Origin of the sequence: Nonomuraea sp. AD125B, assembly GCF_041402765.1 — a bacterium.
Lineage (GTDB): Bacteria > Actinomycetota > Actinomycetes > Streptosporangiales > Streptosporangiaceae > Nonomuraea > Nonomuraea bangladeshensis.
In genome coordinates this window covers 201,711-225,217 of sequence record NZ_JBGLOU010000001.1, presented here as the reverse complement: position 1 = coordinate 225,217, position 23,507 = coordinate 201,711, and the positions used below count along the sequence as shown (strand labels likewise).

Annotated in this window: 21 protein-coding genes; 8 read left to right on the top strand and 13 right to left on the bottom strand. The window is 72.3% G+C overall.

Going from position 1 to position 23,507, the window contains the following annotated elements; all coding sequences use genetic code 11:
- Positions 1 to 12: 12 nt before the first annotated feature.
- From ACBR40_RS00975 to metH, 8 genes are all read right to left on the bottom strand, one after another.
- The gene (locus ACBR40_RS00975; protein WP_371247569.1) at positions 13 to 999 is read right to left on the bottom strand and encodes an ABC transporter ATP-binding protein; all 987 of its coding nucleotides are present in this window, start codon (positions 997 to 999) and stop codon (positions 13 to 15) included.
- Between the two features lie 44 nt (positions 1,000 to 1,043).
- Positions 1,044 to 2,069: an ABC transporter ATP-binding protein gene (locus ACBR40_RS00970; protein ID WP_371247018.1), complete on the bottom strand. Its 1,026-nt coding sequence runs from the start codon at positions 2,067 to 2,069 to the stop codon at positions 1,044 to 1,046.
- Complete coding sequence (locus ACBR40_RS00965; protein ID WP_371247017.1) at positions 2,066 to 3,079, bottom strand: ABC transporter permease; 1,014 nt, start codon at positions 3,077 to 3,079, stop codon at positions 2,066 to 2,068. Before ACBR40_RS00965 ends, ACBR40_RS00970 begins: the two co-directional genes overlap by 4 nt.
- A gap of 84 nt (positions 3,080 to 3,163) precedes the next feature.
- A complete protein-coding gene (locus tag ACBR40_RS00960) occupies positions 3,164 to 4,927 on the bottom strand; it encodes an ABC transporter substrate-binding protein (protein ID WP_371247016.1) in 1,764 nt (587 codons plus the stop codon).
- A 47-nt stretch (positions 4,928 to 4,974) separates the two neighbouring features.
- A complete protein-coding gene (locus ACBR40_RS00955; RefSeq protein WP_091087569.1) occupies positions 4,975 to 5,967 on the bottom strand; it encodes an ABC transporter permease in 993 nt (330 codons plus the stop codon).
- A gap of 225 nt (positions 5,968 to 6,192) precedes the next feature.
- Positions 6,193 to 6,699, bottom strand: a complete 507-nt coding sequence (locus ACBR40_RS00950; protein WP_344215527.1) for a cellulose synthase — start codon at positions 6,697 to 6,699, stop codon at positions 6,193 to 6,195.
- Between the two features lie 325 nt (positions 6,700 to 7,024).
- A complete protein-coding gene (locus ACBR40_RS00945; protein WP_371247015.1) occupies positions 7,025 to 7,669 on the bottom strand; it encodes an HAD family hydrolase in 645 nt (214 codons plus the stop codon).
- A gap of 42 nt (positions 7,670 to 7,711) precedes the next feature.
- Positions 7,712 to 11,176, bottom strand: a complete 3,465-nt coding sequence (gene metH, locus ACBR40_RS00940) for a methionine synthase (RefSeq protein ID WP_371247014.1) — start codon at positions 11,174 to 11,176, stop codon at positions 7,712 to 7,714.
- Positions 11,177 to 11,316: 140 nt separating this feature from the next.
- Here metH and ACBR40_RS00935 point away from each other — a divergent pair, with 140 nt between their 5' ends.
- The 3 genes from ACBR40_RS00935 (at position 11,317) to ACBR40_RS00925 (ending at position 14,060) form a co-directional block, all read left to right on the top strand.
- Complete coding sequence (locus tag ACBR40_RS00935) at positions 11,317 to 11,775, top strand: universal stress protein (protein ID WP_344215534.1); 459 nt, start codon at positions 11,317 to 11,319, stop codon at positions 11,773 to 11,775.
- A gap of 194 nt (positions 11,776 to 11,969) precedes the next feature.
- A complete protein-coding gene (locus ACBR40_RS00930) occupies positions 11,970 to 12,824 on the top strand; it encodes a PAC2 family protein (protein WP_091087559.1) in 855 nt (284 codons plus the stop codon).
- A 666-nt stretch (positions 12,825 to 13,490) separates the two neighbouring features.
- The gene (locus tag ACBR40_RS00925) at positions 13,491 to 14,060 is read left to right on the top strand and encodes a hypothetical protein (protein ID WP_371247013.1); all 570 of its coding nucleotides are present in this window, start codon (positions 13,491 to 13,493) and stop codon (positions 14,058 to 14,060) included.
- Here the strand turns inward: ACBR40_RS00925 and ACBR40_RS00920 are convergent.
- Positions 13,946 to 14,737, bottom strand: coding sequence for a CbiX/SirB N-terminal domain-containing protein (locus ACBR40_RS00920; protein ID WP_344215538.1), 792 nt, complete (start codon positions 14,735 to 14,737; stop codon positions 13,946 to 13,948). The genes ACBR40_RS00925 and ACBR40_RS00920 overlap by 115 nt on opposite strands.
- Positions 14,734 to 15,900, bottom strand: a complete 1,167-nt coding sequence (locus tag ACBR40_RS00915; protein ID WP_344215540.1) for a uroporphyrinogen-III synthase — start codon at positions 15,898 to 15,900, stop codon at positions 14,734 to 14,736. Before ACBR40_RS00915 ends, ACBR40_RS00920 begins: the two co-directional genes overlap by 4 nt.
- 229 nt (positions 15,901 to 16,129) lie before the next feature.
- On the opposite strand from ACBR40_RS00915, the gene def reads away from it, so the two are divergent.
- Entirely contained in the window at positions 16,130 to 16,615 is a 486-nt protein-coding gene (def, locus tag ACBR40_RS00910) for a peptide deformylase (protein WP_344215542.1), read from the top strand.
- Here def and ACBR40_RS00905 read toward each other — a convergent pair.
- The 3 genes from ACBR40_RS00905 to ACBR40_RS00895 are packed head-to-tail and all read right to left on the bottom strand — an operon-like array spanning position 16,551 to position 18,373.
- Positions 16,551 to 16,829 carry a WhiB family transcriptional regulator gene (locus ACBR40_RS00905; protein ID WP_371247568.1) on the bottom strand — a complete coding sequence of 93 codons (279 nt, stop codon included), beginning with the start codon at positions 16,827 to 16,829 and terminating at the stop codon, positions 16,551 to 16,553. The two genes, def and ACBR40_RS00905, sit on opposite strands and share 65 nt — an antisense overlap.
- Before the next feature lie 36 nt (positions 16,830 to 16,865).
- Complete coding sequence (locus tag ACBR40_RS00900) at positions 16,866 to 17,786, bottom strand: glycosyltransferase (protein WP_344215544.1); 921 nt, start codon at positions 17,784 to 17,786, stop codon at positions 16,866 to 16,868.
- Positions 17,783 to 18,373, bottom strand: a complete 591-nt coding sequence (locus ACBR40_RS00895; protein ID WP_344215546.1) for an HAD-IIIA family hydrolase — start codon at positions 18,371 to 18,373, stop codon at positions 17,783 to 17,785. Before ACBR40_RS00895 ends, ACBR40_RS00900 begins: the two co-directional genes overlap by 4 nt.
- 204 nt (positions 18,374 to 18,577) lie before the next feature.
- Here ACBR40_RS00895 and ACBR40_RS00890 point away from each other — a divergent pair, with 204 nt between their 5' ends.
- Genes ACBR40_RS00890 through ACBR40_RS00875 form a run of 4 tightly spaced genes read left to right on the top strand, consistent with a single transcriptional unit; the run spans position 18,578 to position 23,506 of the window.
- Positions 18,578 to 20,209, top strand: coding sequence for a carbamoyltransferase (locus ACBR40_RS00890; RefSeq protein ID WP_371247012.1), 1,632 nt, complete (start codon positions 18,578 to 18,580; stop codon positions 20,207 to 20,209).
- Positions 20,206 to 21,255 carry a glycosyltransferase family 2 protein gene (locus ACBR40_RS00885; RefSeq protein ID WP_371247011.1) on the top strand — a complete coding sequence of 350 codons (1,050 nt, stop codon included), beginning with the start codon at positions 20,206 to 20,208 and terminating at the stop codon, positions 21,253 to 21,255. The genes ACBR40_RS00890 and ACBR40_RS00885 overlap by 4 nt, the downstream gene beginning before the upstream one ends.
- Positions 21,252 to 22,322 (top strand): glycosyltransferase family 9 protein, encoded by a 1,071-nt coding sequence (locus ACBR40_RS00880; RefSeq protein WP_344215552.1) that lies wholly within the window; start codon positions 21,252 to 21,254, stop codon positions 22,320 to 22,322. Before ACBR40_RS00885 ends, ACBR40_RS00880 begins: the two co-directional genes overlap by 4 nt.
- The gene (locus ACBR40_RS00875; RefSeq protein WP_344215555.1) at positions 22,319 to 23,506 is read left to right on the top strand and encodes a glycosyltransferase; all 1,188 of its coding nucleotides are present in this window, start codon (positions 22,319 to 22,321) and stop codon (positions 23,504 to 23,506) included. The genes ACBR40_RS00880 and ACBR40_RS00875 overlap by 4 nt, the downstream gene beginning before the upstream one ends.
- The last annotated feature ends 1 nt before the right edge of the window (position 23,507 follow it).

Sequence of the window (23,507 nt, the reverse complement as noted above, 5' to 3'; positions counted from 1 at the left end):
GCCCGGCGCGTGTCAGCTCTGCTCGGCGGCCGCGGCCGCCGGGGTCTCCACAGCGTTCTCCGGGAAGTGGCAGGCGACGCGGTGCCCGCTCGCCACCTCGCCCAGCGGCGGCTCGACCGTCTTGCAGATCTCCTGCGCCTTCCAGCAGCGGGTGTGGAAGCGGCAGGCGGGCGGCGGGTTGAGCGGGCTCGGCACGTCGCCGGCCAGCCGGATGCGCTCGCGGCCCTTGCGCGCCTTGGGGTCGGGCACGGGCACGGCCGACAGCAGGGCGTTGGTGTAGGGGTGCATGGGCGAGCTGTAGAGCCGCTTGCGGTCGGCGATCTCGACGATCTTGCCGAGGTACATCACGGCGACCCGGTCGCTGATGTGGCGCACCACCGACAGGTCGTGGGCGATCACGACGTAGGTGAGGTCCAGCTCGTTCTGCAGGTCCTCCAGCAGGTTGACGACCTGGGCCTGGATGGACACGTCGAGCGCGGAGACCGGCTCGTCGGCGATGATGAGCTTGGGCTTGAGCGCGAGCGTGCGGGCGATGCCGATGCGCTGGCGCTGGCCCCCGGAGAACTCGTGCGGGTAGCGGTTGTAGTGCTCGGGGTTGAGCCCGACCAGCGACAGGATGTCCTGGACGGCCTTCTTGACGCCGTTCTCGGTCTGCACGCCCTGGATGCGGAACGGCGCGCCGACGATGGCGCCGACCGTGTGCCGGGGGTTCAGCGACGAGTAGGGGTCCTGGAAGATCATCTGCATGTCGCGCCGGAGCGGCCGCAGCCGCCCCTGGCTCATGTGCGTGATGTCCTGGCCCTCGAAGACGACCTTGCCCGCGGTGGGCTCCAGCAGCCGGGTGACCAGGCGGCCGGTCGTGGACTTGCCGCAGCCCGACTCGCCCACCAGGCCGAGGGTCTCGCCCTTGAAGACGTCGAAGCTGATGCCGTCGACCGCCTTGACCGCGCCGACCTGTCTCTTCAGCAGGCCCTTGGTCACAGGGAAGTGCTTCTCCATGTCCTGCACGGAAAGAAGCGGCTCACTGGCGTAGTTCGGCTCGCTCACTGGGTCTCCAGCACTGGCTTGATCTCGTTCTCCCACAGGCCGCGCCGCTCGTCGCGGCTCATGTGGCAGCGCACCAGGTGGCCGCCCTCGGTCTCGGCCAGCGCGGGCACCTCGGTGTCGGCCTTGCCCTGCGTGCGCTCGGCGTACGGGCAGCGCGGATGGAACGCGCAGCCGGGGGGCACGTTGATGAGCGAGGGCGGCGAGCCCTTGATCGGCAGCAGCCGCTCGGTGGGCTCCCGGTCCAGGCGGGGCATGGAGCCGAGCAGGCCCCAGGTGTAGGGGTGCTCGGGGCGGTAGAAGATGCTGTCGGCCGGGCCGTACTCGATGCACTTGCCGCCGTACATGACGAGGATGTCGTCGGACAGCTCGGCCACCACGCCCAGGTCGTGGGTGATGATGATGAGCGCGGAGTTGAACTCGCGCTGCAGGTCGACCATGAGGTCGAGGATCTGGGCCTGGACGGTCACGTCGAGCGCCGTGGTCGGCTCGTCGGCGATGAGCAGCTCGGGGTCGCACGACAGCGCCATGGCGATCATCGCGCGCTGGCGCATGCCGCCGGAGAACTCGTGCGGGTAGCTGTCGACGCGCCTGGCCGGCTCGGGGATGCCGACGCGGCCCAGCATGTCGATCGCGTGCTTGCGGGCGACCTGCTTGCTGACGTCGTTGTGGATGCGGTAGGCCTCGATGATCTGCTGGCCGACCGTGTAGTAGGGGTGCATCGACGACAGCGGATCCTGGAAGATCATCGCCATCTTCTTGCCGCGCAGGCCGCGTACGTGCTCGGCGGAGGCGCCGATCAGCTCCTCGCCGTCCAGCCAGATCTCGCCGGAGAGGTGGGCGCGGCCGCCCTTGTGCAGCCCCAGGATGCCGAGGCTGGTGACGCTCTTGCCGGAGCCGGACTCGCCGACGATGCCGAGCGTCTTGCCGCGTTCGAGGTCGAACGTCAGCCCGTCGACGGACTTGACCAGACCGTCGTCGGTCGGAAAGTGGATCTTCAGGTCCTTGACCTCAAGGAAGCTCACGACAACCTCACCCTCGGGTCGACCACGGCGTAGAGCAGGTCGACGACCAGGCTCGCGACCACCACGAACAGCGCGGCGACCAGCACGACCCCCATGACCTGCGGCAGGTCCTGGTTCCTGATCGCCAGAATGGCGTACTGGCCGAGCCCGGGCAGAGTATAGGTGGTCTCGGTGAGGACGGCGCCGCCGATCAGCAGCCCGAAGTCGATGCCGAAGAGCGTGAGGATGGGCGTCAGCGCGGCGCGCAGGCCGTGCTTGACGATCACCTCCCGCTCCCTCAGCCCCTTGGCGCGGGCGGTGCGGATGTAGTCCTCCCCCATGGTCTCCAGCATGCCCGCCCGGGTGAGCCGGGCGTAGGTGGCGGCGAACAGGAAGGCCAGCGTGATCCACGGCAGCAGCAGGTCGTAGGCCCACAGCGCCGGGTTCTCCGCCAGCGGTGTGTACGCACCGCCCGGCGGGGTCCAGCCGAGGCCGTAGCTGAAGATGACCAGGGAGACCATGCCGGTGAAGAAGATGGGCAGCGACACGCCGGCGAGGGCGGTGCCCATGGACAGCCGGTCGAAGAAGCTGCCGCGGCGCAGCGCCGACAGCACGCCGATGGCGACGCCGCCCAACACCCACAGGATGGCCGCGCCGATGGCGAGGGAGAAGGTGACCGGCATGCGGTCGACCAGGTCCGGCCAGACGGGCTGTCCGCTGATGAAGGAGTAGCCGAAGCAGGGAGCGGGGCACTGCTCGACGCCGGCGCCGTAGTCGTAGGTGGCGCCGGTGAAGATGCCCTTGACGAACCTGCCGTACTGCACGACCACCGGGTCGTAGAAGCCGAGCCGCTCGGCGACCAGGTGAACGGTCTCCGGGGTCGCCGCGCGCCCGACGTAGCGCGAGGCGAGGGCCTCGGGAGTCGCCCCGGCCCACTGCGGCACGACGAAGAAGATGCCGAAGGTGACCATGCTGACCACCATGAGCATCGCGAGCGCGCCGATCAGACGCCTGATGATGTATGTGAGCACCGCTGCCGGCCGAGTGGCCGGCCCGCGCCGGGCCGGCCACTCATGCCTTCACCTGCCTTCGCTAGATCCCCGAGCCTCGCCTGGTCACTCCGCGCCGAGCAGCACGTAGTCGTACATCTGCTGGCCCTCGTTGTAGGCGAGGTTGGTCACGCCCTGGCCGCGCATGAGCAGCGACTTGGCCCAGACGACGGGAAGGATGGAGGCGTCCTCCATGACCTTCTTGTCGACGTCCACCCACAGCTTGGCGCGGGCGGTGGCGTCCAGCTCGGCGGCGGCCTGGTCGACGAGCTTGTCGACCTCGGCGTTCTTGACGCTCAGGTTGTAGTTGCCCGCCGGGCGGATGGTCCGGCTGTCGACGATGGCCTGCATGAAGCCGTAACCGTCGGGCCAGTCGGAGCCCCAGCCGTGCGTGGCCAGGCCGATGCCGTTCTTCTTGACGTAGTCGACGTTGCCGGCGTAGTCGGAGAAGTAGCTGGAGGCCGGGAAGCCCTTCAGCGTCAGCTTGATGCCGGCCTTGGACAGCGCCTGCTGCATGGCCTCGGCGAGGGCCTTCTCACGCGGACGGTCGGCGCGGAACGTCATCGTGGTCTCGAAGCCGTTCGGCTGGCCGCAGGCGGCCAGGGCCTGCTTGGCCTTCTCGACGTCGCCCTTGTTCTCCGGCGTCTGGTACAGGTCGAACTTCTCCTGGCCGACGATGCCGGGCGGCATGACGTTCGTGGCGATCTCGCCGCCGGCCACCGGGCCGCCGTAGGCGGTCTGGTTGGCGACGCGGTCCGCGGCGAACATGACGGCCTTGCGGCACTCGATGTTGTCGAGCGGCTTGGTGTCCGGGATGACCGAGACGTACCACAGACGGGCGATCGTCGGGTTGTCCGTACGGGCCTTCAGCGTCGGGTCCGGCAGGACCTTGCCGAGCGCCGCGGGCTGCATGCCGGTGCCCGGGATGTCGAGCTGGATGCTGCCCGACATGAGCTGGTTGTCCAGGTCATCGGCGTTGACGTTGAGCTGGACCTCCCACTTGTCCGGCAGCGCGGGCCGGTTGGGGTCGGTGGCGGGGTCCCACTGGTCGTTGCGGACCAGCGTGAAGCGCTTGCCGGTCTCGTTGGTCTCGAACTTGTACGGGCCCGAGGAGATCACGTGCTCGCGGTACTTCGCGCCCGTGTCCTTGTCCTTCGGCACCGGCGCCGTCATCGGCATCTGGACGATGTAGTCCATGGACGCGAACGGCTTGACCAGGTGGAAGACCACCGTGGTGTCGTCGGTCGCCTCGACGGCCGACTTGTAGTCGACGTCGGGGGTCTTGTAGACGCCCTTGAAGTCCTTCGGCCAGGCCAGCAGCTCGTTGAGGTACGAGGGGCCGTGCGGGAAGGTCTCCTTGTCGTACGAACGGGCCACCGCGTAGGCCACGTCCTTGGCCGTGATCGGCGTGCCGTCCTCGAACTTGAGGCCCGGGCGCAGCTTGTACGTCCAGGTCTTGCCCTCGTCGCTCGGCGTGCCCAGGCCCTCGGCGAGGTCGGGGACGACCTGGTTGCCGTCGGGGCCGGGGCCGGTCTTGTACGTCGTCAGCGTACGCCAGTAGAGGCGGCCGAAGTTGAACGAGTACCCGTAGTAGGTGTCGGCCGGGTCGAGGCTGTCCCAGTCGGAGGAGTGCGCGGCCTTGATCGTGCCGCCCTTCTTCGTCGAAGGGTTGTACACACCGGTGAGCGCGGCGTTGAACGCGGGTTGCGCGCCTCCGCCGGACGCCGACTGCGCGGGCTGCTGCGGCGTGCCGCCACCTCCGCCACAGGCGGAGAGCACCATGGCCAGCGCCGCTGTCGCGGCCGCCGCCAGTGCGGATTTCCTTCTCATTGACTAACCCCTTGGTAGTGAGATGGGGGATGGAGCGTAGGCGAAGGTCAGTGCGCGCGGGGGTCGAAGGCGTCCCTCAACCCGTCGCCGAACAGGTTGAACGCCAGGACCGTGATGAAGATCGCCAGGCCCGGGAAGAGCACGAAGTGCGGCAGCGTGTAGAAGCGCACCGCCTCGGACAGCATGCCGCCCCAGGTCGGGGTGGGCGGGTTGATGCCCACGCCCAGGAAGGAGAGCGAGGCCTCGAACAGGATGTTGGTCGGGATGAGCAGGGTCGCGTAGACCAGGATCGGCGCGAGCAGGTTGGGCAGCACCTCGCGGAAGAGGATGTAGCCGTGGCGCGCCCCGAGGCTGCGGGCGGCGTCGACGAACTCCCGCTCGCGCAGCGACAGGGTCTGGCCCCGGACGATGCGGCCGATGCTGGGCCAGCTGAAGAAGCCGATGATGAAGATCAGCATGGCGATGCGCAGGCCGTTGCCCTCCAGCCCGAACCCCTTGTCGGGGACGACGCCCGCCAGCGCGATCGCGAAGACCAGCAGCGGGAAGGCGAGGAAGACGTCCATGATGCGGCCGATGACCTGGTCGACCCAGCCGCCGAAGTAGCCGGCGACCACGCCGAGGACGGTGCCGATGACGACCGACACCAGGGTGGCGAGGAAGCCGATGAGCAGCGAGATCCAGGCGCCGGCCACGATGCGGCTGAAGATGTCGCGGCCGTTGACCGGCTCGACGCCGAGCAGGTATTCGCTGCCCATGTTGCCGAAGGAGCCCTGGGGCAGCAGCGTGCTCTGGTCGATGGCCTCCTGGTGGAACTCCAGGGGGTCGTGCCCGAAGACCGAGATGATGGGCCCGGAGAAGATCGCCACGAGGATCAGCAGCACGACGACGACGCCACCGCCCAGGGCGACCTTGTCCCGCCTCAGCCGCATCCAGGCGATCCTCGTGAGGGACCGGCCCTGGATGTCCTTGCCCGCTCCCGCGAGCACCGACTCCGGTTGCGCTTCTGCGGCGGAACCGGGAACGTCAAGCGGCGCGGTCATGCGAAATTGCCCCCTGGATCCAGACGACGCTGTCTATTGAAACTGGACTTAGACCGCAAAGTCGCGACCTCAGGAGGCAGAATCTATGGCCTGAGCTGGTATGACCAGTCCCTCAGGCCGCTATGTGGCTAATCTGTGATTGATGCGAAACTCATTCGTATTGATCTTGATCTGAATGTCGTGGCCCGGTTCCGGTTGCGTCTCGGATTCGTGACACAACCGAGGTCAGCTGATGCCGCGCCGCTTGAGGAGCTCCTCGATGTCGGAGAAGTCGTCGTCGGCGGGCGCTTTGCGCTGTTTTGCGGCGACGGCCGGCTTGGGCGCGGCGGCCGAGGCGGCGGGCTGGGCCGCGCCAGGCTGGGCCGGCCGCTGCGCGGGCGTCTCGCCCGTGCCCTTCTTCTCGCCCTTGTCCTTCCGCCCGACGGAGAGCCTGCGGCCGCGCATGAACCCCGACACCACGAACAGCACCGCCGACAGCCCGGCCACGGCGACGCCCGCCCACACCGCCGGGTTGAGCACCAGGCCGGTGACGAACCCCACGGCCGTGGTGCCGATGGTCCACAGCGCCGGCAGCGCGTTCGTCAGATAGGCCGCCACCGGCAGCAGCGCCCACGCCGCCACCCGCAGGCCCGACGCCGCTCCTCTGCGGCGGAACGCCAGGAAGCTCAGGACCAGGCCCGCCACCGTCGCCCCGGCGCACAGCGGAAACCATGCGATCTGGTCGAAGTCCATCCGGCCACCCCTTCGTCTCGGCTTCTGCCTCCATCCTGGCATGCGAACGGCCGTTCGCTCTCCTCCGCGAGAACCAGCCTTCCCCTAGGGGAACGCCGCTCGCCCCCTGCTGTCCTTTCAGGGACGAACTCCGCCAACCCCGCCGAACGGGCTTAGCGGCCGTTTTGGGCACGCACAGGGCCGAAAGGGACGCCCGGGAGCGGGCGTCCCGGAGTGGGCGCCCGGGAGCGGGCGTCCCGGAGTGGGCGCCCGGGAGCGGGCGTCCCGGAGTGGGCGCCCGGGAGCGGGCGTTCCGGAGTGGGCGCCCGGGAGCGGGCGTTCCGTATCAGGCCGGTAGGAGGGCCCGGAGGTCGGCGACGGTGACGGCGGTGAGCGAGGGGACGACCAGGCGGCCCGGGGCCGGCTCGATCGGCAGGATGCTCGGGACGGCCACCACCGCGCAGCCGGCCGCCGTCGCCGCGGCCACCCCGCTCGGGGAGTCCTCCAGCACGACGCAGCGCACCGGCTCCACCCCCAGCAGCCGGGCCGCCGTGAGGTAGGGCTCCGGGTCGGGCTTGGTGTGCGTCACGTCGTCGGCCGTGACGATGACGTCGAAACGCTCACGCCCGACGACCTTCAGCACGGCGCCGGCGATCTCGCCCAGCGAGGAGGTGACCAGCCCGGCGGGCACCCCCTCCGCGCGTACGGCGTCGAGCAGCTCGACGGCCCCCGGCATGAGCTCGACCCCGGCCGACAGCCGGGCCACCATGCCGTCGACCATCCACGACCGCACGGTGCCGGGCGGCACCTCGGCGCCCGAGACGGCCAGCATGTAGTCGATCGTGCGCTCCATGGACCCGCCGACCAGGTGGGCCTGGTGCTCGGGCGTCCAGGCGGCGCCCAGCCGGGCCATCACCCCGGTCTCGATCTCCAGCCAGACCCGCTCGCTGTCGACCAGCAGCCCGTCCATGTCGAAGAAGACGGCTTCCATGCTCATATGTCTCGTGCCCTCGTCGTGCCCGTGCGCCCGCTGTCAGACGTTGAAGTATTTGGCCTCGGGGTGGTGCGCCACCAGCGCGGACGTGGCCTGCTCGGGGTGGAGCTGGAACTCCTCCGACAGGGTCACGCCGATGCGCTCGGGCTGGAGGAGCTGGAAGAGCTGCACCTGGTCCTCGAGGTTGGGGCACGCGGGGTAGCCGAAGGAGTAGCGGCAGCCCTGGATGTTGACCTTGAGCATGTCGTCGAGCGACTCGTCGCCGCCGATGCCCCACTCGGCGCGCACCCGGGCGTGCCAGTATTCGGCCAGCGCCTCGGTGAGCTGCACCGACAGGCCGTGCAGTTCGAGGTAGTCGCGGTAGGCGTCCTTGGCGAACAGCTCGGCCGTGGCCTCCGCGATCTTCGCGCCCATGGTGACGATCTGGAAGCCGACCACGTCGACCTCGCCGGAGTCCTTCGGCCGGAAGAAGTCGGACAGGCACAGGTGACGGTCGCGGCGCTGGCGCGGGAAGGTGAAGCGGGTGCGCTCGCCGCCCGCGTCGTCGAGGATGATCAGCGAGTCGCCGTCGCTGACGCACGGGAAGTGCCCGTAGACGACGGCCGCCTCCAGCAGGCCCTCGGTCTGGATGCGGTCGAGCCACATGCGCAGCCGGGGCCGCCCCTCGGTCTCGACCAGCTCTTCGTAGCCGGGGCCCTCGCCGCCCCTGGTGGGCTTGAGCCCCCACTGGCCGAGGAACAGCGCGCGCTCGTCGAGGAAGGCCGCGTAGTCGGCCAGCGAGACGCCCTTGACCACCCGGTCGCCGTGGAACGGGGCCGCGGGCACCGGGTTGTCGACGGCGACGTCGGAGCGGGCGGGCAGCTCCTCGACCGGGGTGCGCTGGAGCACCGCGCCGGTCTTGACCCGCCGCTCGCGCAGCGGCGGCAGCGTCGCGCCCTTCTCGCCGCGCTTGACGGCCATGAACGCGTCCATGAGCCGCAGCCCCTCGAACGCGTCGCGGGCGTAGCGCACCTCGCCCTCGAACAGCTCCGCGAGGTCCTGCTCGACGTAGGCGCGGGTGAGCGCGGCGCCGCCGAGCAGCACCGGGTAGCGGTCGGACAGGCCCCTGGAGTTCATCTCCTCCAGGTTCTCCTTCATCACCACCGTCGACTTGACCAGCAGGCCCGACATGCCGATGACGTCGGCCTTCTGCTCGTCGGCGGCCTCCAGGATGGCCGAGACCGGCTGCTTGATGCCGAGGTTGACGACCTGGTAGCCGTTATTGGACAGGATGATGTCGACGAGGTTCTTGCCGATGTCGTGGACGTCGCCCTTGACGGTGGCCAGCACGATGCGGCCCTTGGTCTCGCCCTCCACGCGCTCCATGTGGGGCTCCAGGTAGGCGACCGCGGCCTTCATGACCTCGGCCGACTGCAGCACGAACGGCAGCTGCATCTGCCCGGAGCCGAACAGCACGCCGACGGTCTTCATGCCGTCGAGCAGCACCTCGTTGATGATCTCCAGGGCGGGGCGCTGCTCGAGCGCGGTCTCGAGGTCGGCCTCCAGGCCCTTGCGCTCGCCGTCGACGACGCGCCGCTTGAGCCGCTCCCACAGCGGCAGCGAGGCCAGCTCCTCGGCTTTGCCCGCGCGCAGCGCGGCGGCGTCGACGCCCTCGAACAGGTCCATGAAGCGCTGCAGCGGGTCGTAGCCCTCGCGGCGGCGGTCGTAGACCATGTCGAGCGCGACCTGGCGCTGCTCGTCGGGGATGCGCGCCATCGGCAGGATCTTGGAGGCGTGCACGATCGCGGAGTCGAGGCCGGCGTTGACGCACTCGTTGAGGAAGACCGAGTTGAGCACCATGCGGGCGGCCGGGTTGAGGCCGAAGCTGATGTTGGAGACGCCGAGCGTGGTCTGCACGCCCGGGTAGCGGCGCTTGAGCTCGCGGATGGCCTCGATGGTCTCCAGGCCGTCGCGGCGGGTCTCCTCCTGGCCGGTGGCGATGGGGAAGGTGAGGGTGTCGACGATGATGTCCTCGACCTGCATGCCCCAGTTGGTGGTCAGGTCCTCGATCAGGCGGCTGGCGACGCGCACCTTCCAGTCGGCGGTGCGGGCCTGGCCCTCCTCGTCGATGGTGAGGGCGACCACGGCGGCGCCGTGCTCGCGCACCAGGCGCATGATCTTCTGGAAGCGGGAGTCGGGGCCGGCGCCGTCCTCGTAGTTGACGGAGTTGACCGCCGCCCGGCCGCCCAGCATCTCCAGGCCCGCGCGCAGCACCTCGGGCTCGGTGGAGTCGAGCATGATCGGCAGGGTGGAGGCGGTGGCGAAGCGGAAGGCCAGCTCCTTCATGTCGGCCACGCCGTCGCGGCCGACGTAGTCGACGCAGAGGTCGAGCATGTGGGCGCCGCCACGGGCCTGCTCGCGGGCCATCTCGACGCAGTCGTCCCAGCGCCCGCCCAGCATCGCCTCGCGGAAGGCCTTGGAGCCGTTGGTGTTGCAACGCTCGCCGATGGCCAGGAAGGAGGTGTCCTGGCGGAACGGGACGGTCTGGTAGAGCGAGGAGACGCCGGCCTCGGGGCGGGGGCGGCGGGCGGCGGGCTGCTTGCCGCGCACCCGCTCGACGACCTGGCGCAGGTGCTCGGGGGTGGTGCCGCAGCAGCCGCCGACCAGGGACAGCCCGTAGTCGCGGGTGAAGGCGCCGTGGGCGTCGGCCAGCTCGCCGGGGCTGAGCGGGTAGTAGGCGCCGTCGGAGGTGAGCACCGGCAGGCCCGCGTTGGGCATGCAGCTCAGCCGGAGCCGGGAGTGCCGGGCGAGGTAGCGCAGGTGCTCGCTCATCTCGGCGGGGCCGGTGGCGCAGTTGAGCCCGACGATGTCGACGCCGAGCGGCTCGATGGCGGTCAGCGCCGCGCCGATCTCGCTGCCGAGCAGCATCGCGCCGTTGGTCTCGATGGTGACCTGGGCGATGATCGGGATGTCGCGGCCGGAGTCCTCGGCGGCCCGCTTGGCGCCGATGACGGCGGCCTTGACCTGCAGGAGGTCCTGGCAGGTCTCGATGATGAGCGCGTCGGCGCCGCCCGCGATGAGGCCGGCGGCGTTGTCGCGGTAGGCGTCGCGGAGGCTCGCGTAGGGCAGGTGGCCGAGCGTGGGCAGCTTGGTGCCGGGGCCCATCGAGCCGAGGACGAAGCGCGGCTGCTCGGGCGTGGACCAGTGGTCGGCCGCCTCGCGGGCGATGCGGGCGCCGGCCTCGGAGTATTCGAAGACGCGGTCGGCGATGTCGTATTCGCCGAGTGCGGCGAGGTTGGCGCCGAAGGTGTTGGTCTCGACGCAGTCGACGCCGACGGCGAAGTAGGCGTCGTGGACGCCGCGCACGATGTCGGGGCGCGAGACGTTGAGCACCTCGTTGCAGCCCTCGTGACCGTGGAAGTCGTCGAGCGTCGGGTCCTGGGCCTGGAGCATCGTGCCCATGGCGCCGTCGGCGACGATCACGCGCTGGTCCAGCACTTCGCGGAAGGACGGGGAGATGCTCATGGGGTAGAGCTTATCGGGTGCGCTCCGGCCGCTGGTCGGAGCGGGGGCAGAAGATCGTTCTATGGGTTCCGCGACGGCCCGGGCGGCCCGGCGCTAGTCTGCCGGATGTCAATTGAACATCGCGTCCAATAGGGGCTCCCATGGCCTACCGCACCGTGCTCGTCGGCACCGACGGCTCCACCTCCTCCTTCCGCGCCGTGACCGCGGCGGCGTCCCTGGCCGCGGCGTCCGGCGCGACCCTCGTCCTCGCCTGCGCGTACCTGCCGATGCGGGAGAGCGAGCGGGCGGCCGCCGCCGACCGGCTGGGCGAGCTGGCGTACAAGGTGAGCGGCTCCACCCCCGCGGACGACGCGCTGCGCGCGGCGCGCGAGCACGCGGTGGCGGCCGGGGCCTCCGACGTGGTGCTGGCCGCCGAGGAGGGCGACGCCGTGGACGTGCTGATCGCCCTGGCCGCGCGGCACCGCGCCGACCTCATGGTGGTGGGCAACCGCGGGCTCAACAGCCTCGCCGGGCGACTGCTCGGCTCCGTGCCCTCGGGGGTGCTGCACCGGGCGGCGTGCGACGTGCTGATCGCGCGTACGACGGAGGGCGGGCGCTGACCGCGCCGGTTGTGCGCTGAGCGCGAACACCTGTGCGGTACGGGCGGGGAGATCGGCCCTGTACCGGCCGCGGGTTGCGTACGGACGCGAGTGACGGGAGGCCGTGCGGGGCAAGGGGTTCGCGAGGAGATCAGTGACGCCGGAGCCTCCTCAGCGCATAGGCTAAGCGGGACAATGGAGAGAGGAGGCGACCCGTGATAGAGCTCGAAGGGCTCCCCGAGCTCGTCGACCCGGTGCTCATTGCCGCGTTCGAGGGGTGGAACGACGCGGGTGAGGCCTCCAGCGGCGTCATCGCGCATCTCGAGTCGGCGTGGAAGGCCGAGCCACTCATCGCCCTCGACCCCGACGACTACTACGACTTCCAGGTGACGCGGCCGGTGGTCGAGATGAGCGAAGGGCTCACCCAGTCCATCGTCTGGCCGACCACGCGGCTGCTGCGCGCCCGCCCGCCGGGCGTCGAGCGCGACGTGGTGCTGCTGCGCGGCATCGAGCCCAACATGCGGTGGCGCTCGTTCTGCGCCGACATCATCGAGGTCTGCCGCGAGCTCGGCGTGGAGCTGGCCGTCATGCTGGGCGCGCTGCTCAACGACTCACCGCACACCCGGCCGGTCCCGATCCTGGGCGGCGCCACCGACGAAGGGCTGGCCCGCTCGACCAACCTGGAGCTGAGCCGCTACGAAGGGCCGACGGGCATCGTCGGGGTGCTGCAGCACGCCTTCGGCCAGGCCGGGCTCGACGCCATCTCGCTGTGGGCGTCGGTCCCCCACTACGTCGCCCAGCCGCCTAACCCCAAGGCCACGCTGGCGCTGCTGCGCCGGCTGGAGGACGTCCTGGAGATCCCGATGCCGCTCGGCGACCTCGACGAGGAGGCGCGGGCCTGGGAGCGCGGGGTCGACGAGCTGGCCTCGCAGGACTCCGAGGTGGCCGACTACGTCAAGGAGCTCGAGGAGCGCAAGGACGCCGCCGAGCTGCCGGAGGCCAGCGGCGACGCGATCGCCGCCGAGTTCGAGCGCTACCTGCGCCGCCGCGACCGCGACACCGACACCTGAGCCGTCGCAGGCCAGGCGGCGTAGCGCCTGAGCCTGCCACGACGCGGGGCGCCCCTGAACCGTCGTTGCGCCTGGGCAAGCTCCGGCGTCTGGGCCCGCCGGGGTGGCCGGCCATCGCCGCGTTTGGGCCGCCGGGGTGGCCGGCGGTCCCTGGGACCGCTGAGGCGCTTGAGCCATCGACGCGTCTGGGATCGCTAGGGCGGTCGAAGCCTCGCCGCGCCCGTGGCCGCTGAGGCACACGAGCTGGCGCCGCTGGGCGCTGAGCCGCTGAGGGAGCCGAGCCGTCGCCGCTTGGGGCGCTTGAGCCGCGTCTGGCTGGGCACGCCGCGCGTGGGTCGCGCTCGTGCTGCGGCGTTTCGTCGGCCGTTCCCCCGACCCGCCGTCCGCCTGGCCGCGCGATGCCGGGCTGGGGCGGGCGGGCTCCTGGGGTTGTCAGGGGCTCCGACGTCCTCGACGGACACGTGGGCTGTCCGGGTAGGACACTGACAGCTAACCCTTAGGGGTTAAATCTGACACTTTTTCGAGGTTTCAGGTAATAATCAGGGGCCGGAGAACTTTGCACTAAGTTGGGATCCGAGCCAAACATCCCACGCATACCAACAATTCGCGATCGACCGGCTTCGCGCCGCGATGCCTACTCCCCTGACCGCGCACGTTAGGCACGCCATGGCGACATCCCATGTAGACCCGTACCAGCGGAGCCAGGACGCCAGACGGCGCGTCCTGGAGATGGCCGTCTCGCTCCGGGAGGACCGCGGCGGCGGCTCCGTGGACCATTTCCTCGCCCTGCTCCAGGACCGGCTCCCGTCCTGGCTGAGCATGCTCCACGATCTTGCACATCGGATCGGAAAAGGGACCGTAGCCGACAATCTTCAACCAATAGCACGAGCAGGCATTCAATATTACATAGACGTACAAAGCGCGGCACTACCCGCGTTCACCTCGCCGAACGTCACCGTGCGCTTCCGGCAGGCCGTCCGTGACACGGGCCTCGGCCCGTGGACCGAGGCCGCGCCGCTGGCCGCCTACCTCGCGGCCGAGCAGCGCATCGGCAGGGTGCGGGCCGACGCCGACCCGGAGGCCAGCGCCCGCCTGCTGATCGCGGGCTGCTTCCACCGGGCCTACGTCGAGATGTTCGTGGGCGAGGACACCTGCCCGTCGCGTGAGGCCAGCGCCCGGGAGGTGGTGCGCGAGCTGCGGCTGGAGCCGGCGCCCGCCGCGCCGGCCGCCGTCTGAGCGGCGCGTACGGCCTCGTCGTGGCGGTGCCAGACGAGCGCCGCCACGTCCGGGTCGGCCCCGAGGGGGTCGCTCACCGGGCCGGGGGCGGCCGCGGCCAGCCGGTCGTGGAAGAAGCCGGGGGCCAGCACGTACGAGGCGACCGCCACACGCGCGGCCGGCGTCGCGGCGAGCCGTTCCATGGCCTCTCCCAGGGACGGCGAGCCCGCCGACGCGAAGGCCGCGGTGACCGGCCGGGCCAGCCGCACGGCGAGCATGCGGGCGGCGGCCCGTACGTCGGCGAGCCCGGCGGGGTCGGAGGAGCCGGCCGCGCCGAGCACGACCGCGTCCGTGGCGCGCAGCCCGGCCCGGCCGAGCCGCCGGGCGAGCACGCCGGTCAGCAGCCGGTGCGGCCCGAGCCGGTCGGCGACCACCGCGTCGGGCCGGTGCGCGGCGACGATCTCGGGCAGGTCGATGTGGACGTGGTAGCCCGTGGCCAGCAGCAGCGGGACCACCACCACCGGCCCGCGCACGGCCGGGAGCACATCGGCCAGCAGGGGCGAGCTGATCTCCAGGTAGGTGAGCTCGACCCGCCGCCCGGGACGCGCCCTCCTGACCGCCTCCGCCAGCGCCTCCAGCGTCGCCTCCCCCGCGGCGCTGCGGGTGCCGTGCGCGGCCAGGACGAGTGCGGGCGTCACATCCCCACCTCGTACGGGCAGGCCAGCCGGTAGCCGCGCTTGACCACGGTCTCGACGATGCCGCCGGGACCGAGCGCCCGGCGCAGCCGGGTGACGGCCATCTCGACGGCGTGCTCGGCGGAGTCGCGGGCGAGGCTGCCGGGCAGCACCGTACGCAGCTCGGCGCGGGAGACGACGTGCCCCGGCTTGTCGGCCAGGCGCTTCAGCACCGCCATCGGGGCGGGCGGCAGCGGGCGCAGCTCGCCGTCCACGACGACGGCGTGGCCGCGGATCTCGAGCTGGTGCCCCCCGGCGGCCAGCCGGGTGACGCCGTGCTCGGGCAGGTGGCGGGCGAGGGCGCGGGCCAGCGCGCCGAGCCGCGAGCGGTCCGGCTGCAGGGTGGCCACGCCGCGCGAGGTGAGCGGGTCGGCGGTGACGGGGCCGACACAGGCGGCCACGACCGGCCCGCCGAAGGCGGCGAGCAGCGCGTCCTCCAGGCCCTCGGCGCGGGCCGCGTTGAGCATGGCGTGGACGGCGGGGGCGCTGGTGAAGGCGACGGCGTCCACCGCGCCGGAGACGGTCTGGGTGATGAGGCGGCGCAGCGGCGAGATGTCCCGGTACGGCAGCCACCGGTAGACCGGGATCTCGATGACCTCGGCGCCGGCGGCGCGCAGCTCGGCCACGAACTCGCTGAGCGGCTCGCCGTGCTGCTGGACCGCGATGCGCCGGCCGCGCAGGTCCTGGGCGAGGAGGTGCTCCTTGACCTCCTGGCAGGACTCGGTGGCGGGCGTCCAGTGGTCGTTGAGCCCGGCGGCGCGTACCGCTCCCCTGGCCTTGGGGCCGCGGGTGAGCAGGCGGGACCGGGTGAGGTGCGCGCCGAGGTCGGCCGACAGGCCCCAGCCCTCGGCGGCGGCCATCCAGCCGCGAAAGCCCACGCCGGTGGTGACGACGACGTCGTCGAGCGGCGCTTCGAGCGCCTGCCGGGTGGCGGCGAGCAGGTCGGCGTCCTCGGCCAGCGGCACCAGCCGGATGGCGGGGGCGCTGACCACGCGCGCGCCGCGCCGCTCCAGCAGCGCGCCGAACTCCTCGCGCCGCCTGGTCGCGGTCACGCCGACGGTGAATCCGGCCAGGGCGTCCGGCGCCGTCTCCGGGGAAGCGCCGTCGCCGACGGGGAGTGCGGTCATGCCGTCACCTCCAGGTACTCGTGGAGGCCTGGCCGGGCCCCGAGCTCCCGGCCAGGCATCACAGGCGCGTGTGACGCAAGTGAGATCACCCTTCGATACTGCTTTCGGGGGGTTTCGCCGCGGGGTCTCTTCTGTTACCGCTGTGCTACAAGGCAGGACCCGGGCGATTGGCGCCTGACGATCATGGGAAGCTCTCAGCGTGACAACGCCGCCTATCGGGGAGCCACGGGTGACGGTCCTGCCCATTCGCACGTTCGACGATCCGGCGCTGCGCGTGCCGGCCGAGCCGGTGCGCGACTTCGACCGCGAGCTGCGCCGGCTGGTGAAGGCGCTGACCGCGACGATGCGGGCCGGCGCGGGCCGCGCGGGACTGGCCGCCCCGCAGGTCGGCGAGCCGCTACGGGTGCTGGTCTACGACTACGACGGGCGTGCCGGCCATCTGGTCAACCCGCGGCTGGAGCTGTCGGAGCGCCGGGTCGTCGCCGACGAGGCGTGCCTGTCGGCCCCCGGCGTGTGGTGGCCACTGGAACGTTCCTACATGGTCACCGCGCGTGGCCGCGACATGTTCGGCAAGCCGGTGACGGTCCGGGCGCTCGGCGTGCTGGCCCGGGTGCTGCAGCACGAGGCCGACCATCTCGACGGCGTGCTGTTCAGCGATCACCTCGAAGCGGCTGAGCGGGAACGGTTTCTGGCCGCCGCGCTGCCGTCGGGCTGAGCTCACGTCGCTGTTCCGGGTCGGTCCCGCCCCACACGCCGTACGCCTGACGGGTGCTGAGCGCGTACGCGAGGCACGGCTCCCGCACCGGGCAGCCGCGGCAGACGGCCTTCGCCTCCTCGACCTGTGACTGGCTCGGCCCTTCCATCGAGATCGGGAAGAACAGTTCCGGGTCCTGGTCGAGGCAGGCGGCCCTGCGTGTCCAGTCGAGCATCATCATGCTCATGGCGCCTACCCGGACGGATGCCGGTCATACCTCGCTGAGCAGCCGATCCCAGTCGGCGAGGAAGCGGCCGAGCCCGTAGCGCGCCAGAGCGGCGGCACGGGCGGCCTTCCCGGCCTGGGCGGCGCTCTCCGGATCGCGGGCGAAGGCGTGCAGGGCGTCGGCGAGCACGTGCACCCTGGTGGAGAGCACCCCGGCCTCCGGCGGCACGGCCTCGATCGCCTCGGTGGCGGCCAGCGCCACGATCGGCATGCCGAGGTGCATGGCCTCGATGAGGGCGAGGCCGAGCGAGGTCCACCGGTACGGGTGCAGGTAGACCCGGCGGCGGGCGAGCTCGGCGTGCATGACGTGCCGCGGCAGGTCCTCGTAGGTGCCGTACGGCAGCCCCTCGACCTTCATGCCGAACACGTCCAGCGGGACGCGCTCGTGGAAGCGCGGCAGCAGGTCGGTGCCGGCGACGCGGGTGCGGCGTACCGGCTCGTTGACCACGACGCCGGCCCTCGGCAGCTCGCCGGTGTAGAGGGGACCGGGGTCGGGGACGCCGTGCTCGATGACGCGGGTGGGCGCGCGGCCGTTGTCCCAGTAGAGCTCGTTGAAGTGGGTGACGTGGACGAGCGTGACAGCGTCCTGGCCGGCCAGCGGGTGGCGGGTGCGGGGCACGTCGCCGGCCGGGGTGTTGTGCTCGACGTACACGGCGGGCACGTCGCGGCCGAGCCACTCCCTGGCCAGGCGGGGCTCGTGCGGGCGCTGGCAGACGACGACGTCCACGTGCTCGTGGCGCAGCCGGTCCCAGGGCACCTCGCGGGCGGCGGCCGGCCAGTCGTAGGTGTCGGCCCGCCCCCGCCCGTCGGGTCCCCTGCCGGGGACGAGCGGCAGCAGGTACTCGTGCGCGCCGCGGACGAAGGCGTCGGTCCAGGATCCGTGCACGTGCCAGAGCAGGATCCTCACCAGCGGCTCCAGCCCATGGCGCGGGCCCACGGCGCGGCGACGGCCGCCACGGGCCCCTCCGCGTCGCTGAGCACGCGGTCCACCACGTCGGCCAGGTCGTCGGCGACCTCGGGCGCCTGGTCGATCTCCTCGGGCAGGGTGATGGCGGTGGGGACGAGGATGCCGCGGGCGCCGGCGGCGCGCGCCGCCTCCATGTCCCGTCCGATGTCCCCCACGACCACGCACTCGCGCGGGCTGACGTCGAGCACGGCGGCCGCCCTGATCACGAGGCCGGGCGCGGGTTTGCGGCAGGTGCAGCCGTCGCCGTCGTCGTGGACGCAGATCGCCCACGCGTCGAACGGCCCGAGCAGCTCCTCCACCCGCGCGTTCACCTGGTCCATCTCGTCGGGTGTGAGCAGGCCCTTGGCCACGCCGGACTGGTTGGTGACCACGGCCACCGGCACGTCGGCGCGGCGCAGCCGGCAGAGGGCCTCGACGGCTCCCGGCATGGGCTCGACCCTGCCCGGGTCGCCGTTGTAGGGCACGTCCCTGATCAAGGTCCCGTCCCGGTCGAAGAGCACGGCGCCGGGACGTCGTCGTTCGAACACCTCTCAACCACCTCTCGCCCCACTCTCGCCTTGGTGGCGTGCCGCCCAGCTACCCGGGGGCAATTCCGGCAAACAACCACGCAGCGTGACCATCGCCCGGCGAAATGGGGTGTTCCGCGAGCGTTTTCGCACTTCGGACGGTTGCGCGATGTTTGACTACCGCTTCTCTCGGTAGCGGTTCTCCATCCCATCGGGGGAGGCACGATGAGGTTTCTCGGGATCAACGCGGTCTTCCATGACCCGGCGGCGGCGCTCGTCGCCGGGGGGCGGATCGTCGCCGCGGCGGAGGAGGAGCGCTTCAGCCGCCGCAAACACGGCAAGCGGCCGCTCGCGTTCTCCGCGTGGGAGCTTCCCGAGCAGGCCGCCGCGTGGTGCCTGCGCGAGGCGGGCCTCTCCCCCGAGGACGTGGACGCGGTCGCCTACTCCTACGACCCGTCGCTCGTGGTGCGGCGGCCGGAGGGCGACTGGGAGGACCTGCGCACGACGTACGCGGTGCGCGCCCCGCTGTTCCTCGCCACGGCGCTGCCGGGGCTGGATCCGGCGCGGGTGACGTACGTGCCGCACCACGTGGCGCACGCGGCCTCGGCGGGCCTCGCCTCGCCCTGGCGCGACTGCGCGGTGCTGGTGTGCGACGGCCGCGGCGAGAACGTCTCGCACCTGGCGGGCCGCTACCGGGACGGCGAGCTGGAGGTGCTGGCCGCGCAGGAGCTGCCGCACTCGCTCGGCCTCCTGTACGAGGACGTCACCGAGCACCTGGGCTTCCTGCGCTCCAGCGACGAGTACAAGGTCATGGCGATGGCCTCCTACGGCCGGCCCCGGCACCTGGACGCGCTGCGCGAGGTGATCCGCGCGACCGGCGACGGCGGGTTCCGCGTCGAGCCGGTCGACTGGAACGGCTACGCCAAGGCGCTGCCCAAGGGCGCCCCGTGGACCTCCGACCACGCCGACCTGGCCGCCAGCGTGCAGGCGCGGCTGGAGGAGGTGCTCATGGAGCTGGCGCGCTGGCTCCACGAGCGCACCGGCGAGCGGCGCCTCGCCCTGGCCGGGGGCGTCGCGCTCAACTGCGTGGCCAACACGCGGCTGCTGCGGGAGGGGCCGTTCGCGGAGGTGTGGGTGCAGCCCGCGGCCGGCGACTCCGGCACCGCGCTGGGCGGCGCGCTGCACCTCGCGCAGGCGTACGGCGAGCCGGCCGCGCCCATGGGCACCGCGGCGCTGGGGCGCGGCTTCACCGACGAGGAGCTGGGCGCCTGGCTGGACGTGGCGCGGGTGCCGTGCACGCGGCCCGCCGACCTCGCCGCCGAGGTCGCGGCCGAGCTGGCCGCGAACCGGATCGTGGCCTGGTTCCAGGGCCGGTCCGAGTACGGCCCGCGGGCGCTCGGCCACCGGTCGCTGCTCGCGCATCCGGGGCACGCGGCCAACACCGAGCGGCTCAACGACGTCAAGGGGCGCGAGCAGTTCAGGCCGGTGGCGCCGATGGTGCTGGAGTCGCGGGCGCGTGAGGTCTTCGGGCGGGGGCCGGTGCCTTCGCCGTACATGCTGTTCGTGCACGACGTGCGCCCCGAGTGGGCGGCCCGCGTTCCGGCGGTCGTGCACGTGGACGGCACCGCCCGCGTCCAGACGGTCTCGCCGGACGCCGAGCCGCTGGTGGCGCGGCTGCTCACCGAGTTCGAGCGGCGCACCGGGCTGCCGGTGCTCGTCAACACCAGCCTGAACACGGCCGGCCGGCCCATGGTGGACGACCCGCGCGACGCCCTGGAGTGCTTCGGGTCCGCGCCGGTGGAGGTGCTGGTCCTCGGCCCGTACGTGGTGCGGCGGCGGGAGGTGTTCCGCTCGTGATCACCACCCTGATCACCGTCGTGATTCCCACCGTCGGGCGGCCGTCGCTGCGCGAGACGATCGCCGCGATCGGCCCCGGCGTGCCGGTCGTCGTGGTGGACGACCGTCCGACTGTCACTCGTCGCGTCGCTTCGTGTACAGTCGGTCACGGCGGTGGCAGCCACTCAAGGGAGTTCGGCATGCCCACCGTTCTGAAACATCCGCCTGCCCACGTGCGCCTGGTGCGCAGTGGCGGAAGAGGCCCCGCGGCCGCCCGCAACGCCGGATGGCGTGCGGCGGACACCCCCTGGATCGTCTTCCTCGACGACGACGTGATCCCCGAGCCGGGCTGGGCGGACGCGCTCCGCGCCGACCTGGCCGGCCTGCCCGGCGACGTCGCGGGCAGTCAGGGCCGCATCGTCGTTCCGCTGCCGGAGCACCGGCCGCCCACCGACGGCGAGCGGCACACCGCCGGGCTCACCGGCGCGTGGTGGGTGACCGCCGACATGGCCTACCGGCGCGCCGCGCTGGAGGAGGCCGGCGGCTTCGACGAGCGCTTCCCCCGCGCCTACCGCGAGGACGCCGACCTGGCGCTGCGCGTGACGCGGGCCGGGCACCGGCTGGTGCGCGGCGCGCGCGTCACGCGGCACCCGGTCCGCCAGGACGGCTTCTGGGCCAGCGTGCGCTTCCAGCGCGGCAACGCCGACGACGCGCTCATGCGGCGCCTGCACGGGCCCGGCTGGCGCGCGCTGATCGGCGGCGGGCGCGGCCGGCTGCGAACGCATGCCGCGACCAGCGCGGCCGGGCTGTCCGCGCTGGCGCTGGGCGCGCTGGCCACGCGGGTCCGGGGGCCGGTCGTCCCCGGCACCCCCGCGCGGCTGGTCCCGGCCCTGGCCGTGGCGGCCGGGGCCGCCTGGGCCGGGCTGACCGCCGAGTTCGCCTGGCGCAGGATCGCGCCCGGTCCCCGTACCCCCGATGAGCTGTGGCGGATGGCCGTCACCAGCGTGGTGATCCCGCCGGTCGCGTGCGTGCACCGGATGCGGGGGGAATGGAAGGTGCGCCGATGAGCGACAGGACGCTGCGAGCCGCCGGCGGGCCCGGCGGCAGGGGGCGCGTGCTCGTCGCCCGGCTGGACGACGCCGGTGACGTGCTGCTGGCCGGTCCGGCCGTGCGGGCGGTGGCCGCGCACGCCGCCGAGGTGGTCTTCCTCGCCGGCCCCAACGGCCGGGCCGCCGCCGAGCTGCTGCCCGGCGTGGACCGCGTGCTCACCTGGCGGGCGCCGTGGATCGACCACACTCCCCCGCCGGTCGGCCGGGAGCAGGTGGACGACCTGGTCGCCCGCCTGCGCGGCATCGACGAGGCGGTGATCCTCACCTCCTTCCACCAGTCGGCGCTGCCGCTCGCGCTGCTGCTGCGGCTGGCCGGGGTGGCGCGGATCGCCGCGATCAGCAACGACTACCCGGGCTCGCTGCTCGACGTCCGCCACCGGTGGGACGAGAGCGTGGACGTGCCCGAGGCCGAGCGCATGCTGGCCGTGGCCCGGGCGGCGGGGTTCCCGCCGCCGGCGGGCGACGACGGCAAACTCGCTGTTCAACACCCCCTGCCGGATATCACCGCGATTACCGGGCACTTCTTCGGTGTCGGCGCCGAGGCCGACAAAGGCTCTTATGTCGTGGTGCATCCAGGGACATCGGCGCCCGCGCGCAACTGGCCCGCCGAACGGCACCGGCAGGCCGTGCGGGAGCTGACGGAGGACGGGCATCGGGTCGCCGTCACCGGCACGGAACGAGACCTCACCGCCTACGTCGCCGGCGACGACGCCGCCGACCTCGGCGGCGCGACCACTCTGGCCGAACTGGCCGCCGTGATCGAACGGGCGAGCGTGCTCGTGGCCGGCAACACCGGCCCCGCGCATCTCGCGGCGGCGGTCGGCACGCCGGTCGTGAGCCTGTTCGCCCCCGTCGTCCCGGCCGCCCGGTGGGCCCCGTACGGGGTCGCGACCGTGCTGCTCGGCGATCAGCAGGCGCCCTGCAGGGACAGCAGGGCGCGCACCTGCCCGGTCCCCGGACACCCATGCCTGTCCCAGGTCACGAGTGAGCAGGTGGTCAAGGCAGTGAGGGAGCTGACGCAGTGAAGGTCGATCTCATCTCCGAGCACGCGGACCCGCTGGCCGCCGTCGGCGGCGTGGACTCGGGCGGCCAGAACGTGTACGTGGCCGCCCTCGCCCTCGCGCTGGCCGATCGCGGCCACCAGGTCGTCGTCCACACGCGGCGCTCGTCGCGGACCCAGCCCCGCTCGGTGCGCCTCGGGCCCGGCGTCGTCGTCGAGTACGTCCCCGCCGGGCCGGCGGCGCACGTCCCGAAGGACGAGCTGCCGCCGTACATGCCCGAGTTCACCGACTTCCTCGCCGACCGCTGGGCGATCGACCCGCCCGACGTCGCGCACGCGCACTTCTGGATGAGCGGGCAGGCCGCCCTCCAGGCCGCCGACGGCTTCCCCGTGGTGCAGACGTTCCACGCCCTCGGCACGGTCAAGCGGCGCTGGCAGGGCGAGGCCGACACCAGCCCCGCCCACCGGATCGACACCGAGCGGGAGATCGGCAAGCACGCCGACGCCGTCCTCGCCACCTGCGGCGACGAGGTGGGCGAGCTGTGCGCGATGGGCGTCCCCGAGCAGCGCATCACGGTGGTGCCCTGCGGCGTGGACCTGGACCACTTCCGGCCCGACGGCCCCAAGGCGCCGCGCACCGCGGGCCCGATGATCCTCAGCATCGGCAGGATGGTGCCGCGCAAGGGCGTGGACACCGTCATCGCGGCGCTGCGCCAGGTGCCCGGGGCCGAGCTGGTGATCGCCGGCGGCGGCCCCGACGACGAGGAGGCCGTCCGGCTGCGCGCGCTGGCCGCGGCCTACGGCCTGGAGGAGCGCGTGCACGTGATCGGCAGCGTGCCGCGCGCCCACGTCCCGGCGCTCATGCGCGCGGCCGACGTACTGGTCACCGTCCCCTGGTACGAACCGTTCGGCATGGTCACGGTCGAGGCCATGGCCTGCGGCGTCCCCGTCGTGGCCTCGGCCGTCGGCGGACATCTCGACACCGTGGCCGGCTGCGGCGTGCTGGTCCCGCCGCGCCGGCCGCGGGCGCTGGCCAGAGCGCTGCTCGACCTGCTCGGCGACGAGCACGAACGGGCCCGCGTCGGCGCGGCGGGGGCCAGGCGCGCCCGCGAGCGCTACGGCTGGCCGCGGGTCGCCGAACGCACCGAGACCGTCTACGCGCAGGTCATCGGCGGCAGGCTGTGCGGCCTAGAGGCGATGGGGGGTTAGC